This window comes from Roseofilum halophilum BLCC-M91, from assembly GCF_030068445.1.
Classification (GTDB): Bacteria; Cyanobacteriota; Cyanobacteriia; order Cyanobacteriales; family Desertifilaceae; genus Roseofilum; species Roseofilum halophilum.
This window is the reverse complement of record NZ_JAQPOK010000019.1, coordinates 1-15,911: the sequence shown is the minus strand read 5'-3', so window position 1 is coordinate 15,911 and position 15,911 is coordinate 1. Positions and strand designations below refer to the sequence as shown.

Annotated in this window: 14 protein-coding genes and 1 pseudogene; 6 read left to right on the top strand and 9 right to left on the bottom strand. The window is 47.0% G+C overall.

Translation table 11 applies throughout. The features are described 5' to 3' along the window. The first annotated feature begins 459 nt into the window (after positions 1-459). The 6 genes and pseudogenes from nadB to PJF56_RS22010 form a co-directional block, all read left to right on the top strand. Positions 460-2,097, top strand: a complete 1,638-nt coding sequence (gene nadB, locus PJF56_RS02870) for an L-aspartate oxidase (protein ID WP_283761134.1) — start codon at positions 460-462, stop codon at positions 2,095-2,097. Between the two features lie 84 nt (positions 2,098-2,181). Continuing rightward, positions 2,182-2,889 carry a Uma2 family endonuclease gene (locus tag PJF56_RS02865; protein WP_347179425.1) on the top strand — a complete coding sequence of 236 codons (708 nt, stop codon included), beginning with the start codon at positions 2,182-2,184 and terminating at the stop codon, positions 2,887-2,889. Continuing rightward, positions 2,882-4,534: an ABC transporter permease gene (locus PJF56_RS02860; RefSeq protein ID WP_283761132.1), complete on the top strand. Its 1,653-nt coding sequence runs from the start codon at positions 2,882-2,884 to the stop codon at positions 4,532-4,534. The genes PJF56_RS02865 and PJF56_RS02860 overlap by 8 nt, the downstream gene beginning before the upstream one ends. Before the next feature lie 334 nt (positions 4,535-4,868). Then, entirely contained in the window at positions 4,869-5,105 is a 237-nt protein-coding gene (locus PJF56_RS02855) for a type II toxin-antitoxin system Phd/YefM family antitoxin (RefSeq protein WP_283761131.1), read from the top strand. Beyond that, entirely contained in the window at positions 5,102-5,473 is a 372-nt protein-coding gene (locus tag PJF56_RS02850; protein WP_283761130.1) for a type II toxin-antitoxin system VapC family toxin, read from the top strand. Before PJF56_RS02855 ends, PJF56_RS02850 begins: the two co-directional genes overlap by 4 nt. A gap of 79 nt (positions 5,474-5,552) precedes the next feature. Then, positions 5,553-5,675 (top strand): annotated as a pseudogene (locus tag PJF56_RS22010) (hypothetical protein); the annotation flags it as partial. Between the two features lie 59 nt (positions 5,676-5,734). Here PJF56_RS22010 and PJF56_RS02845 read toward each other — a convergent pair. From PJF56_RS02845 to PJF56_RS02805, 9 genes are all read right to left on the bottom strand, one after another. Continuing rightward, complete coding sequence (locus PJF56_RS02845; RefSeq protein WP_283761129.1) at positions 5,735-6,571, bottom strand: Uma2 family endonuclease; 837 nt, start codon at positions 6,569-6,571, stop codon at positions 5,735-5,737. Positions 6,572-6,893: 322 nt separating this feature from the next. Further along, the gene (locus PJF56_RS02840; protein ID WP_283761128.1) at positions 6,894-7,589 is read right to left on the bottom strand and encodes a uracil-DNA glycosylase; all 696 of its coding nucleotides are present in this window, start codon (positions 7,587-7,589) and stop codon (positions 6,894-6,896) included. A gap of 186 nt (positions 7,590-7,775) precedes the next feature. Further along, a complete protein-coding gene (gene argF, locus PJF56_RS02835; RefSeq protein ID WP_283761127.1) occupies positions 7,776-8,702 on the bottom strand; it encodes an ornithine carbamoyltransferase in 927 nt (308 codons plus the stop codon). An 85-nt stretch (positions 8,703-8,787) separates the two neighbouring features. Beyond that, complete coding sequence (locus tag PJF56_RS02830) at positions 8,788-9,516, bottom strand: DUF3153 domain-containing protein (RefSeq protein WP_283761126.1); 729 nt, start codon at positions 9,514-9,516, stop codon at positions 8,788-8,790. Between the two features lie 63 nt (positions 9,517-9,579). Then, on the bottom strand, positions 9,580-10,092 hold the full coding sequence (locus PJF56_RS02825; protein WP_283761125.1) for a tetratricopeptide repeat protein: 513 nt from the start codon (positions 10,090-10,092) through the stop codon (positions 9,580-9,582). Positions 10,093-10,101: 9 nt separating this feature from the next. Next, complete coding sequence (argB, locus tag PJF56_RS02820; RefSeq protein WP_283761124.1) at positions 10,102-10,977, bottom strand: acetylglutamate kinase; 876 nt, start codon at positions 10,975-10,977, stop codon at positions 10,102-10,104. A gap of 60 nt (positions 10,978-11,037) precedes the next feature. Beyond that, positions 11,038-11,586: a shikimate kinase gene (locus PJF56_RS02815; RefSeq protein ID WP_283761123.1), complete on the bottom strand. Its 549-nt coding sequence runs from the start codon at positions 11,584-11,586 to the stop codon at positions 11,038-11,040. A 219-nt stretch (positions 11,587-11,805) separates the two neighbouring features. After that, positions 11,806-14,337, bottom strand: a complete 2,532-nt coding sequence (locus PJF56_RS02810) for an adenylate/guanylate cyclase domain-containing protein (protein ID WP_283761122.1) — start codon at positions 14,335-14,337, stop codon at positions 11,806-11,808. 119 nt (positions 14,338-14,456) lie between these two features. Continuing rightward, a complete protein-coding gene (locus PJF56_RS02805; protein ID WP_283761121.1) occupies positions 14,457-15,770 on the bottom strand; it encodes a sensor histidine kinase in 1,314 nt (437 codons plus the stop codon). Between the last annotated feature and the right edge of the window lie 141 nt (positions 15,771-15,911).

The window sequence follows — 15,911 nt, the reverse complement described above, 5'->3', positions numbered from 1 at the left end:
CTCAAATGGGAAATTCCAATTTTAAGTTTGATTCTAGGGTTAAAACTTTTACAGTTTAGACTTTTTAGTGCCCTATCCTCTTTTCCCGGTCTACCGCAGCTCTATGCGCCACGGGTTGAAACCCGATTTCGTCACGTAAAGTCTTTCTGTTACGTCTGCGTCGCGGGTGGGTCATTGACCAACGCTATTATACCACAAAGCCGTCCTAGAAGGACGGGGTTTCAGACCCAAAATTCTGATGAGTAAGCTGTACAGAATTTAATACTGAAAGACTCCCACCTAAGTCCTCTCCTCTCTTGCCTTTTGCCTTCGTGGAAATGGCGATTTTAGATGGAAATTATTCCCCACTCCACAAAGAAACCGAGTTTCTAAAGGGTGGCAAGACGATAGAATAGGAAAATCGCCAAACCTGTTTATATCTGGGAGAAACGATTGAATAGCCCCCATTCAACGCCCCCTATGCCCTCTAGAGCCTTTGATATTATTGTGGTGGGTTCCGGAGCTGCGGGACTCTATGCTACCCTCTGTTTACCGAAACACTATCGGATATTACTGGTGACGAAAGATAAACTTCGCACCGGTTCGAGCAAATGGGCGCAAGGGGGGATCGCGGCGGCGATCGCCGAGGATGATTCGCCAGAACTGCATCGGGAAGATACGTTACAGGCAGGGGCGGGTTTGTGCGATCGCCAGGCGGTAGAATTTTTAGTCAGCCATGCTCCAGAGGCGATCGACTCTTTACTGGAACTCGGTGTGGCTTTTGACCGCAAAAATAATAAACTGGCCACTACCCTAGAAGCCGCCCATTCTCGCTCTAGGGTTCTCCATTCCCAAGATACTACCGGCCGCGCCATTATTGATATCCTCACCGCGAGAGTCTCGGAACGACCCAATATTCAGGTTTTCTCCCAAGCTTTTGCCCTCAGTTTATGGCAAGATGCACCGGGGGCTGCGATTCAAGGGATTAGTTTGCTGTGGGAGAATCAGATTCTCTGGCTCAGAGCCAATGCGGTAATTTTAGCGACTGGAGGCGGCGGCCAAATCTTTGCCCAAACGACGAACCCGCCCGTGAGTACGGGGGATGGGGTGGCTCTAGCTTGGCGGGCAGGGGCGGTTTTACGGGATTTAGAGTTTGTCCAGTTTCATCCTACTGCCCTGAGTAAACCGGGAGCGCCCCATTTTCTGATTAGTGAAGCGGTGCGGGGAGAAGGGGCTTATTTAATTGACCAACAGGGGCGCAGGTTTGCCTTTGATTATGACCCCAGGGGGGAGTTAGCGCCCCGTGATGTGGTCAGTCGGGCGATTTTTAATCATTTGCAGAAAACGGCCCCCGATCCGGTGAGGGCGACGGTTTATCTGGATTTGCGGGCGATCGCCCCGGAAAAAGTACGCTATCGTTTTCCCAATATTATCCAAAAGTGTCAGCAATGGGGCATTGATGTGTTCGCAGAACCCATACCCGTTGCGCCAGCAGCCCATTATTGGATGGGAGGAGTGGCGGTAGATTTGATGGCGAAAACTTCTGTACCGGGATTATATGCGATCGGGGAAACGGCAAGTACGGGGGTTCATGGAGCCAATCGTTTGGCGAGTAATTCTTTACTAGAATGTATCGTCTTTGCTGCCCAGTTAGAGAAGTTACAGATTGAACCGGTTGCCGATGCTCCCCTTCCCACTCCGAGAACAGAAACCGTAGACTGGGAGTCCGATCGACTCTTTATTGCTTCGATTCGCCAACAATTACCGGCTCTGATGTGGCGTTGTGCAGGCATTTCTCGCCAACAGTCCATACTAGAGGAAGGGATAGGGACAGTGAGTGCTTGGCGCTCTGAGGTGAGGGAAAGTGCGATCGGCCAATATTTGCAGAATTTATCCCCCAATGAAAACCTAAAATTGACCTCTGAACAAACAGCAACTCAATTAAAATTAGCAGCAGAAACCCTAAATTTATTAGATATTGGCTATTGGATTCTCAAAAGTGCCGCCTTTCGCACCGAAAGTCGAGGCGGTCATTATCGCAGCGATTATCCCCAACCTTCATCCGATTGGCAAGTGCATACTCTAATTGAAGGCGATCGGCTTTATAATGAACAATGAACAATGAACAATTATTTGAATTCTTAATAAGGTAATACGAATATGGTTAACCTTTCTCAAAAACAGCAAACTACCCTACCAACAATGTATGATTTACCCAGTGAAGAAGTAGGAGAGTCCGGTTTGCCCGATCTATTCCATCCCCTACAATCTGAATTGTTGCGCTTAACTTTTCAACCGTTCACCTATTCCTCAGAACGGGTACTTGCGGCCATGGATCTCAATATCTATTATGACCCGAATAATACGCGGCGATACAAGCGTCCCGACTGGTTTGGAGTCGTGGGAGTCCCCTACTTTGAGGAAGAACAGGGTTTACGGCTTAGTTATGTGATCTGGCAAGAAGGCGTTAATCCTTTTATTGTCGTAGAACTGCTCTCTGCAAGTACCCAAAAAGAAGACTTGGGAGAAACTGAACCTGAACCCAATAAACCTCCAACCAAATGGCAAGTGTATGAAGAAATTCTGCAAGTGCCCTATTATGTGGTTTACGATCTCGACAATACTGCTTTCCGAGCCTTTCATCACCAAGGGAAGCGCTATCAAGAGTTACAAGTACCGGATAATCGCTTGTGGTTACCACACCTGGGAATAGGTTTAGGATTATGGCAAGGCTCGTATCAAAAGATCGATCGCCTCTGGTTACGATTCTATGATGCTTCAGGTAACTGGATTCCTACGCCAGAAGAACGGGAGCGACAGCGAGCGGACGAGCAACAACAACAGGCTGAACGGTATCGACGCTTGCTCCTGGAAAATGGCATTAACCCTGATGAGGTTGCAGATGAGTAAAGTTCTTCGATTAATGACGATCGGGTTTTCTAAAGGATGGACGATCGCCGTTATACTGATCGCCCTGTTAATTGCAACTCCTATTTTCTGTGTTGTTGCCAGTAGTTTCACCAACACCCAAGAGATCTGGTTCCATCTGATGGAAACAGTCTTACCTCGCTATCTGCTCAATTCCTTTGCCCTTATGGTGGGAGTGGGAACAGGAGTATTATTCATTGGTGTGGGATGTGCCTGGTTAGTGACGATGTGCGAGTTTTGGGGAAAGCGCTGGTTTGAATGGGCGCTGTTGCTTCCCTTAGCGGTTCCTGCCTATGTTTTAGCTTATACTTATACCGAGTTTCTGGAATATTATGGCCCGGTGCAAACCACACTTCGGGGTTTATTCGGCTGGGAGACGGTGCAAGATTACTGGTTTCCTCCCGTGCGATCGCTCCTTGGCGCTATTATTCTCCTCAGTTTGGTTCTTTATCCCTATGTTTATTTATTAACCAGGGTTGCTTTCCTGGAACAAGCAACCTGTACCCTAGAAGCCAGCCGCTCCCTCGGTTGTAATCCCTGGCAAAGTTTCCGCAAAGTGGCGCTACCCCTAGCTCGACCGGCAATTATGGCGGGGTTGTCCTTAGCGTTGATGGAAACTTTGAGCGATTTTGGCACGGTGCAATATTTCGGTGTAGATACGTTTACCACCGGTATCTATCGCGTCTGGTTTGGTATGGGGGAACATGCAGCCGCGTCCCAGCTCTCCTCCATTTTATTGATGTTTGTTTTCATGCTCATTATCCTAGAGCGCTGGTCTCGTCAGCAAGCTAAATATTACCAAACGGGCGATCGCTTCCGAGCCATTCAACCCTACCACTTCAGGGGAATACGAGGAATTTTAGCGGCGATCGCCTGTACGGTTCCCATTGGCTGTGGCTTTTTACTCCCGGCTGGACTGCTGCTGCAAATGGCGATCGCCAACCCCGACACCCTCCAAGGTCGGTTTTGGGACTATGCTCAGAATAGCCTCATTCTCGCCGGTCTTACCGCCCTGTTGGGAGTGATTTTAGCCGTGGCGATCGCCTATGGGGTGCGCTTAAACCCCACCGTCCCCATGAACAGCGCCGCTCGACTCTCCTCCATGGGATACGCCATCCCCGGCTCCGTAATTGCCGTCGGTATTCTCATCCCCCTAGGAATCTTTGATAACACGGTCGATGCCTGGATGCAAGCCACCTTCGGCATCTCCACCGGCCTGCTCCTCAGTGGCACAATTTTTGCCCTCATTTTCGCCTACTTGGTGCGCTTCTTAGCGGTCGCTTTTGGAACCGTAGAGTCCAGTCTCGGCAAAATTACCCCCAATTTAGACCATGCTTCCCGCAGCCTCGGCTACGGAGTCACCCAGACCCTCTGGCGCATCCATGTCCCCCTGATGCGCGGTAGCCTCTTAACGGCCGCGCTCCTGGTGTTTGTGGATGTGATGAAGGAACTGCCCGCCACCTTAATCATCCGTCCCTTTAACTTTGATACTCTGGCTATCCGCACCTATCAACTCGCTGCCGACGAGCGCCTCGCAGAAGCAGCCGGCCCCGCTTTAGCTCTGGTGCTGGTGGGGATTTTGCCGGTGATTTTGCTGAGTCTGAGGATTCGCCGGTTTAGCGCGTGAGATCAAGATCCCCCTTTCATGTCCGCTTGCGGAAAATCCCCCTTAAAAAGGGGGACTTTTCTTATTCCCCCCTTTTTTAAGGGGGGTTAGGGGGGATCAAAATGTAACGTTTCATTACAATATCCGTGATTTTGCATAAAATCAGCCCCAAAAAACTGACTAACTTATAGAGGCCTTTATCGCTTCTGTTGTTCAATACTCAGTATGGGAGTCACAAATTATGAATTTTTTCAATGGCTAGTTTAGCAGAACTAGCGATCGCTCTGTTCAAGGTGGCTCCGTGGCGATCGGCATATAATTGAAAGGAGATTAAAATCCTAACAAAGCTAATTTTATGAAATATATCAACCTACAGGAAACAGATATCAAGCTGGCTGCAATTATTGAAGAAATGAACATCACCCAATCACAAGTCATCCTGACCGATCGCGGTTTACCCGTGGCTCGTATTATTCCTTATAAAACCTCGGATACATCAGTGAAGAACTATCCCCTACGAGGAATGCCGATTACCATTTCGGATACATTTGATGAACCCATGTCTGAACTCTGGGACGCATTAGGAGAATGATTGTACTCGATACCCATATTTGGTTATGGTTACTCCACGATCCGACCCAATTATCTGTATCTGCACAACTGGCTATTGATACAGAAGAACCGCAAAATGGCCTGCTAGTATCAGCCATTTCTGTTTGGGAAATAGCGGTTAAATCGAGTATTGGAAAATTAATCTTACCCTTGCCTATCGATCAATGGTATACCTTAGCCTCTCGTCATAGTGGAGTGGTGATTGAACCGCTCTCTCCTCTAGATGCGATCGCCAGTACCTCTTTACCCGACAACTTCCATAAAGATCCCGCAGACAGAATCTTAGTCGCGATCGCCCGCAGATACAGCGCTTTTCGATGTTATGAGGTACAGTTATCGAAAGTTTAAGGGTTGAGTGCCTTCCCATGAAAAGCCTGAAAAATGGGGATTATAGCGTGAAAAATGGTTTTCCCATTACCCATTACCCATTACCCATTACCGCGCGAAGCGCTGTATCCTCAAAAGCATCAATAAAATTCAACGTTACACCACTCAAATGTCTCAGGATCAGTTGGTTGCTGATGAACGAACATTTGATGCAGTTGTCCACAATCTACAAATTAAGAGCAGTCTCTTTTACACGAAGCCAATCAACAAGGACTTTCAGTTTTACAACTCCTCCGGATTAATTCCCTGCGATCTCAACAACTCAGCCAGTCGTTCAGCCCGTTGGCGTTCCTGCTGTAACTCCAGTTCAGCGCTTTCCGCTCGCTCACGTTCCTGCTGTAATTCCAGTTCAGCACTTTCCGCTCGCTGCTGTTCAATTCTGGCTCGTTCATCTCCGGTTAACAGCAAATTCCCCTCACTATCCCACCACCGCAGCCAAGGCAAGTCCAAATTGCCATATTGTCCTTGCCAAATTCCCAATTCTACACCCATGGGTTGAATCGGATAATGACCTCGCTCATTTTCCGCCACTAACTCATAACGATCTTCGATTAAATGATAAACCTCTACACTCTTTTTTTGCACTTCATATATCGCGTAAAATGCCGGACGGATGATTTGTTCGTAGACCCAAAATTTACCGGGTTTTTGCCCCTTTTTCTGCACTTTCGATAGGGGAGTCGTATCCCGTTCTTCCGAACCATCTCCTGAGACAAATTCGATCGCAATTAAAGGAGGGATAAATTCCTGCCATAACACATAGGAACGCCTTGCTCTACCCTCCAGAGTAGGAGGAACGTTGGGAACATAAAACCAATCCGGACATTCCGCTCCTTTTTCTGGAGGTTCCGTCAGTCTCCAATAGATGCCACAATCTTGACCAATGGCATATTGTTTATCTGGGTGCAGGCGATCGAGTGTCGATTGAATCGAATCAGTTAGTAAAATACTCTGGGGATGCTCCTGAAAGTTTTTCACAAAAGTACCATCGGAGTCAGGCAGTTGGGTATGGTCAGGAAGGGCGGTAATTTCTCGTTCTGATGATTTGGCGATGGTCATAGGGAATCGTTTCTCATCGCAGGGGATAAGCAACAGTATAGCAGGTGAGGAGTTGGGACTCCATAATTGATACTTTATCAGGTTGGCAGAGTGGTATTAATATTCGCAATCGATTGATTTTGTAGGGGCGGGTTTTACCGAAATTTAGGAAAAAAACGATCGATTTCTTAAACCCGCCCCTACCCCTGGGTAAATCGAGACCAGGCAACGATTCTACAAAAGCTTGGAGGGCAGGTTTACAAGCCTTATCGATGGGAATTGGAGATCTTGGAGAACCTGCCCCTACAGCATTGGTAAATTACAATTATTCAGGAGACATCCATCAAATCCTCTCGATTTCCTCTAACTTGCGCCGTACTTCTTGAATATCTTGCCACATTAACCACTTCGGTTTTCCTTGCTCGCGGGAGGGATTTCGCAGTAAATAAGCGGGATGAAAAATGGGCATACAGAACCGTCCTTCCCAGTCAAACCACTGACCGCGAATTTTACTAATTCCCCGTTTCTCCCCTAAGATACCTTGAACGGCGGTTGCACCGGTCAATAAAATAATTTTCGGATTCACTAAGCGGACTTGTTCTAGCAAATAGGGTTTACAAGCTTCCATTTCTGCCGAGGTGGGTTTACGGTTCCCTGGAGGGCGACATTTATTGACATTACAAATATAAACATCGCGCTGACCATCTAAGTTTACAGAAGCCAATATTTTATCTAATAACTGACCAGATTTTCCCACAAAAGGTAAGCCTTGCTCATCTTCATTTTGTCCGGGAGCTTCTCCGACAATCATTAAAGGTGCTTGAGGATTTCCCCGGTGAATAACAGCATGGGTGCGGTTTTGTCCTAATTCGCAACGCTGACACTGTTGGCAATGTTGGGTGAGTTCGTCTAGGGTTTGATAAGTTCCTGGGGGAATAGGAGTTTTGGGATCTTTGGGAATGGATTCTAGGGAAGAAAACTCAGAATTACTGGCAATATTTGAGTTATCGAATAGGTTAAGTTGTTCTGGATTAGACATTTCAATTAACAATTAACAATTAAAATTAACAATACTAAAATGAGGCAATAGAGGAGTGCGAGCATCTTGCTCGCTGTTGTGTGCCCTAGCGAGCAAGATGCTCGCATTCCTAAAGCACCAAATTAGCAGGGTTACGGCACTACTGGACTGTTTCAGTCCAGGTGTCGAAGGATAAGGGCAAGAAGTCTATTCATCGTTGCCGAGGATACTGGCTAGGAGGGCTTTTTGGGCGTGCATCCGATTTTCTGCCTGATCCCATAGGCGAGATTGGGAACATTCCATGACTTCATCGGTAATTTCTTCACCGCGATGGGCGGGTAAACAATGGAGTACAATGGCTTCGGGATCGGCTAGTTTTAATAAGTCTGTGTTGACTTGATAGGGTTTGAATAGGGGAATGCGTTCTCTGGCTTCTTTTTCTTGGCCCATACTTGCCCAAACGTCGGTATATAAGGCATGACATCCTTGGGCGGCTTCTTGGGCATTGTGGGTAATCATGACTTCGGTTTTTTTACCGGCAAATTCTTTGGCTTTGGCGACAATTTCTGGGTTGGGTTCATATTCGGCGGAGGGAACGGCAATACGGACATTCATGCCCATCATGGCACAACCGAGGAGGAGGGAATTGGCTACATTATTGCCGTCGCCAAAATAGGATAGGGTTTTGCCTTGGCAACTGCCAAAGCATTCTTGAATGGTGAGTAAGTCGGCGAAGATTTGGCAAGGATGTTCTAAATCGGTGAGGGCGTTAATGATGGGAATTCCGGCATCTTTGGCATACTCTTCTAATTCTTTTTGTTGAAAGGTGCGAATGGCGAGAATATCTAAATACCGCCCCAAAACTCTGGCTGTATCGGCGACGGGTTCGCCGCGACTGACTTGGGTGACGCTGGGATTCATGTCAATGACTTGACCGCCGAGTTGATACATGGCGACGCTAAAGCTGACACGGGTACGGGTTGAGGCTTTGCTAAATAAGAGTCCAAGAATTTTACGACAAGTCCAGGTGATTTCTCCGGATTTAAGTTTTGCTGCAAAGGCTAGTAGCTCGTGCAGTTCGGCAACGGTTAAGTCGGCAACGCTTAATACGTTTCTTCCTGTTAAGGCTTCCATGACAATCTCCAAAAAACGATAGTATAGAGGGAATAGGGAATAGGTGAAAGGTGAAAGGTGAAAGTTTATCCTCCCTATTACACCATCACCCTTTCTGAGGGAACCAATTTTTGAGGGTGATGCCGCCAAAAACGGCGGCTAGGATGATTAATGCTCCAATACCGATGGGACTGGGAACCCAAAAAATGACTTCTAAATGATTGATTTCTCCGGCTTGGAGTGTCCAAATTAATTGATGATTTTCGGGGTCTGAGACGGGGGTGAGGCTGGTTTCTGGGTTGGTAATGGGTTTAGCACTCCAAGGGGTGGTGAGGGCGAATTGGAGATCGAAGAGGGAGCTGGGACTGACGAGAACGTTGCCTTCGGAGGATAGAACGGCGAGCGATCGCAAGTCTACATCCATTTCTAAACGGTTGCGAATGGCGACCCAAAAGTTATTTTGGGCAATGTTCAGTTCGGAGGTGAGTTGGGGTAGGGTTTCATTCTCTGGTTGGATTTGGGGGTTAGTGGGGTTAAAAAACTCGTTAAATTTTGAGGCTAGGTCTGCGCCATTATAAAAGGGAATGGTGACGAGCAGTTCTCGCTCGGAAATGCGTTGGGTTTTGCCGCGTAGTTTCCGGGTTCGCTGTTGTAAACTTTCTAGCCATTGTTCGGCAACGACTTGGCTGAAGTCGTGTAGGCGATCGGAGATTTGTACCCGTTGCACCATTTCTCCGTAGGTCTGGCTTTGAAAGTTGACCCCCACATCGTATTTAACGCATCCGGTGAGGGCGATCGCCAAGATTAAATATAAGGGCCAGAAAATCCGAACCATCGATCGATGTTTTCCCATGATTTGCTCTATCTTGTGTTGGCACTGTTCGTTCCCATTATCCACCTATCCGAAGCTAATCCACCCGCCAATGATTAGGGCGATCGCCGCTAGAGCGACCCAAAGAAAGCGATTATCTTCTGTTTCTACGGAGGAGAGATCCACCGGTTCTAGTTCTTCTTGGGGCTTGGGAGGCTTAACCTGGGTGGTTCCGGTTCCGCGACGATAAAGGCGATCGCTTTCATCCATGGCGGATAGATCGGGAATGGTGGTATTCCATTCGGAGCGGCGATTTAATTGGGGAGCTTTCAAAATCTCCAATAAGCGTCGCGCTTGTTTGCGCGTGTGCCAATCGGGATGATTTTTCAGGGTCTCACATAGGGATAAGGCTTCGTCGCGTTTTCCGGCGGCTTCATAGGCAGTGACTAACCAAATTTGCACCTCACCCCCTAGGGGGGAAGAACCAGCCGCTTGGCTTTTGGCTTCCTCTAAAGCGGCGATCGCCTCCCGATAGTCTCCGCGTTCAAAGGCTACCCGTCCCATCTCATAGGCTTGTTGGGCACTCTCTAACGGTTCCATGATTCCTCCCTAAGCCACGATCATCGAACCAATTCCAGTATCTGTTAGCACCTCTAACAGCAGGGAATGGGGCACTCGGCCATCAATAATATGGGTCGCTCTCACCCCTTGAGCCAAACTGCGGACACAGCATTGAACTTTGGGAATCATGCCACCGGCCACAATTCCCACCTCAATCAGGCGGCGAGCTTCCTGAATATCTAGGCGATCGATCAGGGTTGAGGGGTCTTTATAATCTCTCAAAATTCCCGATGTATCGGTTAACAAGATCAGTTTTTCTGCCGATAAGGAGGCGGCTAACTCTCCCGCTACGGTATCGGCATTAATGTTATAGGCTTGTCCTTGGGCATCAGATGCTACACTAGAAATTACGGGAATATAACCATTTTCTAGTAATGGCTTTAGCACCTTAGTATCAATGCTGCTGACTTCTCCCACAAATCCGATCCCTTCTTGGCCTTGGGGACGGGCGGTAATCAAGTTACCATCTTTACCGCACAAGCCGATCGCCTGGCCCCCGGCTTGGCTAATTAAGGAAACAATTTCCTTATTCACCCGGCCGACTAACACCATTTCTACCACATCCATCGTGGGTGCATCGGTTACGCGCAAGCCGTTCTTAAATTGGGCTTCGATGCCTAATTTTCCCAGCCAGGTGTTAATTTCCGGCCCTCCCCCATGGACTAGCACCGGACGCACCCCCACACAGGAGAGAAAGACAATATCGCGCATGACTTGATCTTTGAGGGTGCTATCTTTCATTGCTGCTCCCCCGTATTTAATTACGACCGTGCGCCCGGCAAATTTCTGGATATAGGGAAGAGCTTCACTTAAGACGCGAACGCGGGTATTTTCGTCTAGGTGGTCAGTTGCTGCTGTGGACATGAATAGATTCCTTGATGTTACAAAGGTTTGATTGTGGATGAAGGCCGAGTGGCTCAACTGTTAATTGTGAACAGAATTGGATTTCAAAATCCGAGGCAGTTGGGTAAGAACGGTATCGGTGACTTTTTCGGGGGACTCAGCTCCGGTTAGGGTTAGATGTAAATCGGCTTGTGCATACAGGGATTGACGGCGATCGCACAACTTCTGTAAAGTTTCTAGGGGATTTTCCGTTTTTAAGAGGGGACGAGTCTCATCAGTCTTTAGGCGATCGTAGAGGACTTCTGGCGGCACATCAAGCCACACCACAATCCCATGGCGCAGATAACCCCAATTTTCCGGTTTCAGCACGATACCCCCACCAGTAGAAATGACAGAGCGCAACTGAGCTGATAATTGCCCCAGTATCTGGGTTTCCAGTTGCCGAAATCTTTCTTCTCCCTGGGTAGCGAACAGTTGAGGAATATCTGTCCCTGTAACCCGTTCAATTAACGTATCGGTATCAAAAAAACGATAATTGAATCGTTTCGCTAACTCCTGACCCACTGTGGTTTTACCAGCCCCCATCATACCAACGAGGAAAAGGCTACAGTTTTTCAGGGTGTTGTTCATGGGTCGAGGGTAGAAGAATGTACAGGGGGAGTTCCCTCGATCTAGGATACCGGTAATTCAGTGATAAATTCAAAGTTTTTGCGGGTGGGTCATGGGTTCCTCTATCGGAGCTAATTTGGTGCTTTAGGAGTGCGTATCCGCTTCGCGGACATTTTCATGTCGGACGCAGTCCGATTCATGTCGGACGCAGTCCGAAACAACCAGAGAGCATATCATCACTTACTTTGTGGTCATGGTATGCACCCCATCCCAAGATTCTGGGGGAGGATTATCTAAATATACCTGAGCGCGTTCGATGTGAATATTAATGGCTTTATCCATAGTATCCATCGTTTGCGCCTTCTCAAAATAGTGGATGGCTTGGCTAAAGTCTCGATGAATATACGCAGAACGGCCTAAATGGTATAGCTCCAGTAGCTCTTGCTGCTGGGAGTCGAGAGCCACTTGTTTATCGCCAATGACTTGATAGATACTGACAGCTTCATTTTTACCTTTAACTCGAATTTTATCCAATTCTCTGACCCAAAGGCGATCGCCGCACAACTTATAAGTATTTTCACTAATAATAATATCACAACCATATTCCTTCGTCACCCCCTCCAGGCGAGCGCTCAAATTCACCCCATCGCCAATCACCGTATAATCCATCCGCTTACGAGAACCAATATTTCCCGATACCACTTCCCCCGAACTAATCCCAATCCCAATACGAATATGGGGTTGATTTTCCATAAAGCTACTTTGATTAAAAATTTGCAATCTACGGCGCATATCCAAAGCCGATTTTACCGCCATCCAGGGGTGATTCGATAAGGGAAGGGGAGCGCCAAACACCGCCATCAAAGCATCACCAATAAACTTATCTAAAGTTCCTTTACAATTAAAAACCGCCTCAACCATGGTTTCAAAATACTGATTGAGTAACGTTACCACTTCCTGAGCGCCTAAATTCTCCGTCAGCGTCGTATATCCGCGAATATCCGAAAACAAAATTGTCACATCTTTTCGTTCTCCAATCATCAGCGAATCATTATCCAACGCCATCACTTGATCTACCACATCCGGATTCATATAGCGATACATGGTAGTCTTCATGCGCTTCTCTTGACTAATATCTTCTAACACCACTAATCCCCCCCGGACTTCCCCACTCGGATTCGTCAGAGGATTAACCGTTAAATTAATACTGCGCTCGACTTTACCCACATCCTTAGCCGGAATTTTCACTGCATTGGGATCGTTCCAGGGAATAAACCAATCAGGATCGCTTGCATCTTTAATGGCTAGGTTAAAACATCTTCGATCGCCATGTAACGGATAAATTCCCACCTTTAAGTCTTGCTCAGGTATATATTGTTTCGTGCCATTTTTTAAACTATCTTCGATTCTCATTTTCAAGTTTTCAATCGGCACAATCTCCCAAACCTTACGTCCAATTAACTTAGACTCCCAGAGCTGAATGGTATGGCGATTCTCTTCCGAATTCCAATAACACCCCAATAACTCTAAAGCAGCTTCATTTAAGGTAACAATACGACCCTGCATATCCGTAGAAACCACCGCATCGGATAAGCTCTCTAAAATATCTTTTTGATATTGTTTTTCTAACAGCACACTTTCAAACAGTTGGGCATTTTCTAGGGCCATGCCAGCCTGAATATTAAAAGCTTGCATAAACTCTTCATCCGAACCCGTAAAACTCCCTTGATCTTTGTTAATGAGTTGGGTTACGCCAATCAGTTTTTTCGCTGAATTAAACACGGGCATACATAAAATATTGCGGGTATGATAGCCCGATCGCCGATCCGTACTCGGATCGAATCGGGGGTCTTCATAGGCATTGGGAATATTCAACAGCTCCCCCGTCGAAGCCACATAACCGGCAATCCCCTTATTGGTCGGAATACGGATTTCCAGGGGAGTCTTGCCATCTGCCTTAGCAATTTTTGTCCACAGTTCTTGGTTTTCTTTGCTGAGTAAAAATAAGGTACTGCGGTCAGCCTTCATCAAATCTCGTGCTTGTGCCATCACAGAGTTTAAGGTTAATTCCACATCCAAGCTCTGACCCAGGGTTTGGGTGGCTTTTAAGAGGGCCTCGGCTCCCCGTTGATTGCGAGCGGCCATATAGAAAGATTGGCAAGTTTCCAGAATAATCCCGATCGATTCTGAAAAATCTTTAAACGTTACTTCATCCTCAGCCGAAAAGGGCTGCCCTCCCCCCTTGTTAGAGAGTTGCACGACAGCAACAACTTGCCCCTTACTACTGAGGATGGGCATACATAGAAGACTTTTGGTCTGATAATTGGTTTGTTTATCGAGTTCCGGTTGAAAGAGGGGATGATTGGGGGCATCTTCAACATTTAGGCATTCTCCGGTGATCGCCACATGACCGGCCATCCCGATGTGGAGGGGAAACCGGATTTCAATGGGCTTTTCGGCATCCGGTTGACTAATTTTTGACCACAACTGCCCCTTATCTTCATTGACCAAGAAAATCAGGGTGCGATCGGCTTGTAAAATTTGCCCAATTTTGAGGGTGAGGGCATCTAGAATCTGTTCCAACATCGCTTCTAGGGCTTCATTGTTGATCAGCTCGATCGCCCTTAAAAACTGCTGAAACTCAGCCGTGATAAAATCGAGTAAACAAATAAACTCTTTAACCGGGAGGTCTTTCACCCTTGCGGTTAACGCCCCCATCATGTTCACTTGGGCAAGAGTAGCCAGAACGCTGCCAGTGTTTGGTAAGGTCATAGGAATGCCAAGCTACGGGATCTAACTTCTTATTGTATGTTAACTAGATTTGGCTGTCCTCATATCCCCCTTCCTGGGATATTCTGATTTTAGAGTATTGTAAATGACATCACTCGACCTTAACCTTGGACTGGCTCAACCGGGAGAATAACCCGTGCTTCTGTTCCTTGTCCCTTCTGGGAGAAGAGCCGAATATCTCCCTTGTGCTGTTGAATAATTTGATAACTAATCGACAATCCTAAGCCCGTTCCCGAACCCACAGGCTTAGTGGTGAAAAAGGGATCGAAAATGTGAGCTTGAATCTCTTCAGGAATACCTGTGCCATTATCTGTAATGGTGATTTGCACTTGGTAATCATTTAAGCAAAAAGTGGAAACAATCAAATGGGGATGCTCAATCTCTGGATGTTCTTGGAGGGCATCGATCGCATTGGCAATCAAATTCATCCAGACTTGATTGAGTTGGGCGGGGTAGCACTCAATGGGGGGTAAATGCTGATAGTGCTTGGTGACCTTAATCCCCGATCTTAGACGATGTTCTAGCATCACGAGGGTACTTTCTAGTCCTTCATGGAGATTGACGGTTTTTAAGTCCGACTCGTCTAAACGGGAGAAGTTTCTCAGGGAAATGACGAGGTTTTTGATCCGTTCCGAGCCTTGTTTCATGGAACCGAGCATGTGGGGTAAATCTTGCTCTAGAAATTGTAAATCAATCTGATCGATGTAGGTCGCAATTTCTGCATCAGGCTGTGGATAATGTTGTTCATATAGATGTAACAGTCCTAATAAGTCTTGGATATAGGTTTCGGTATGGCGTAGGTTGCCATAAATAAAGTTGACGGGATTATTAATTTCATGGGCTAGTCCAGCAACCATCTGACCCAAGCTAGACATTTTTTCCGTTTGAATCAGTTGGGCTTGGGTGTTTTGCAGTTGGGATAAGGTCTGGTTCAGTTGTTGATTTTTAGATCTCAGGTGGGTTTCCGATCGTTTTAGTTCTTCGGCTATCTGTTGGCGTTGGATAATTTCGGTGTTGAGGGTTTGGTTGGTTTCTTCTAAATGATAGTAGGTATGAATATAATCAAGGATGAGTCCAGCCAGGGGCACTAAGTAGGCAATAATTTTTAGAAAATGGGCGATATTAAAGTGATTATCAAAGAGGGCTGTAGAACCAAAGGCCATGTGCAGTTGGGTGGCTACATTGGGTAAGGTGCTGATAATGAGGGCATGGGAAAATAGGCTGGGATATTTCTGGTAGAACTGGGGGTAAATCCAGAACCCACCCACTAGAAATAGGATCAGAGGAATGAGATCCCAAGGGCGGGTGAAGAGAGTGCCTGGAAACATGGTTTCTGGGAGGGTGCTGCTGGTGGCACAAAGATAGATGATTTGGTAGGCAATGAGACCAAAGATCAGGCTAATGGCAATGACCACTTGACATCCTCACCGCCCTAGAAGGACGGTGATTCCTAAATCTCACAATTTAGGTTTCTGCTTCATAGCAGTTGCCTTCACAGATTTACTCTGCTCTGGTCTTACACTCGCTCCACAGACTGACACCGCAAGTCCTGCGGC

Coding starts and splice junctions, on each gene's coding strand:
- nadB (WP_283761134.1), top strand. CDS start 460: ATGCCCTCTAGAGCCTTTGATATTATTGTGGTGGGTTCCGGAGCTGCG.
- argB (WP_283761124.1), bottom strand. CDS start 10,977: ATGTCCACAGCAGCAACTGACCACCTAGACGAAAATACCCGCGTTCGC.
- PJF56_RS02850 (WP_283761130.1), top strand. CDS start 5,102: ATGATTGTACTCGATACCCATATTTGGTTATGGTTACTCCACGATCCG.
- PJF56_RS02865 (WP_347179425.1), top strand. CDS start 2,182: ATGTATGATTTACCCAGTGAAGAAGTAGGAGAGTCCGGTTTGCCCGAT.
- PJF56_RS02860 (WP_283761132.1), top strand. CDS start 2,882: ATGAGTAAAGTTCTTCGATTAATGACGATCGGGTTTTCTAAAGGATGG.
- PJF56_RS02840 (WP_283761128.1), bottom strand. CDS start 7,589: ATGTCTAATCCAGAACAACTTAACCTATTCGATAACTCAAATATTGCC.
- argF (WP_283761127.1), bottom strand. CDS start 8,702: ATGGAAGCCTTAACAGGAAGAAACGTATTAAGCGTTGCCGACTTAACC.
- PJF56_RS02810 (WP_283761122.1), bottom strand. CDS start 14,337: ATGACCTTACCAAACACTGGCAGCGTTCTGGCTACTCTTGCCCAAGTG.
- PJF56_RS02855 (WP_283761131.1), top strand. CDS start 4,869: ATGAAATATATCAACCTACAGGAAACAGATATCAAGCTGGCTGCAATT.
- PJF56_RS02830 (WP_283761126.1), bottom strand. CDS start 9,516: ATGGTTCGGATTTTCTGGCCCTTATATTTAATCTTGGCGATCGCCCTC.
- PJF56_RS02815 (WP_283761123.1), bottom strand. CDS start 11,586: ATGAACAACACCCTGAAAAACTGTAGCCTTTTCCTCGTTGGTATGATG.
- PJF56_RS02825 (WP_283761125.1), bottom strand. CDS start 10,092: ATGGAACCGTTAGAGAGTGCCCAACAAGCCTATGAGATGGGACGGGTA.
- PJF56_RS02845 (WP_283761129.1), bottom strand. CDS start 6,571: ATGACCATCGCCAAATCATCAGAACGAGAAATTACCGCCCTTCCTGAC.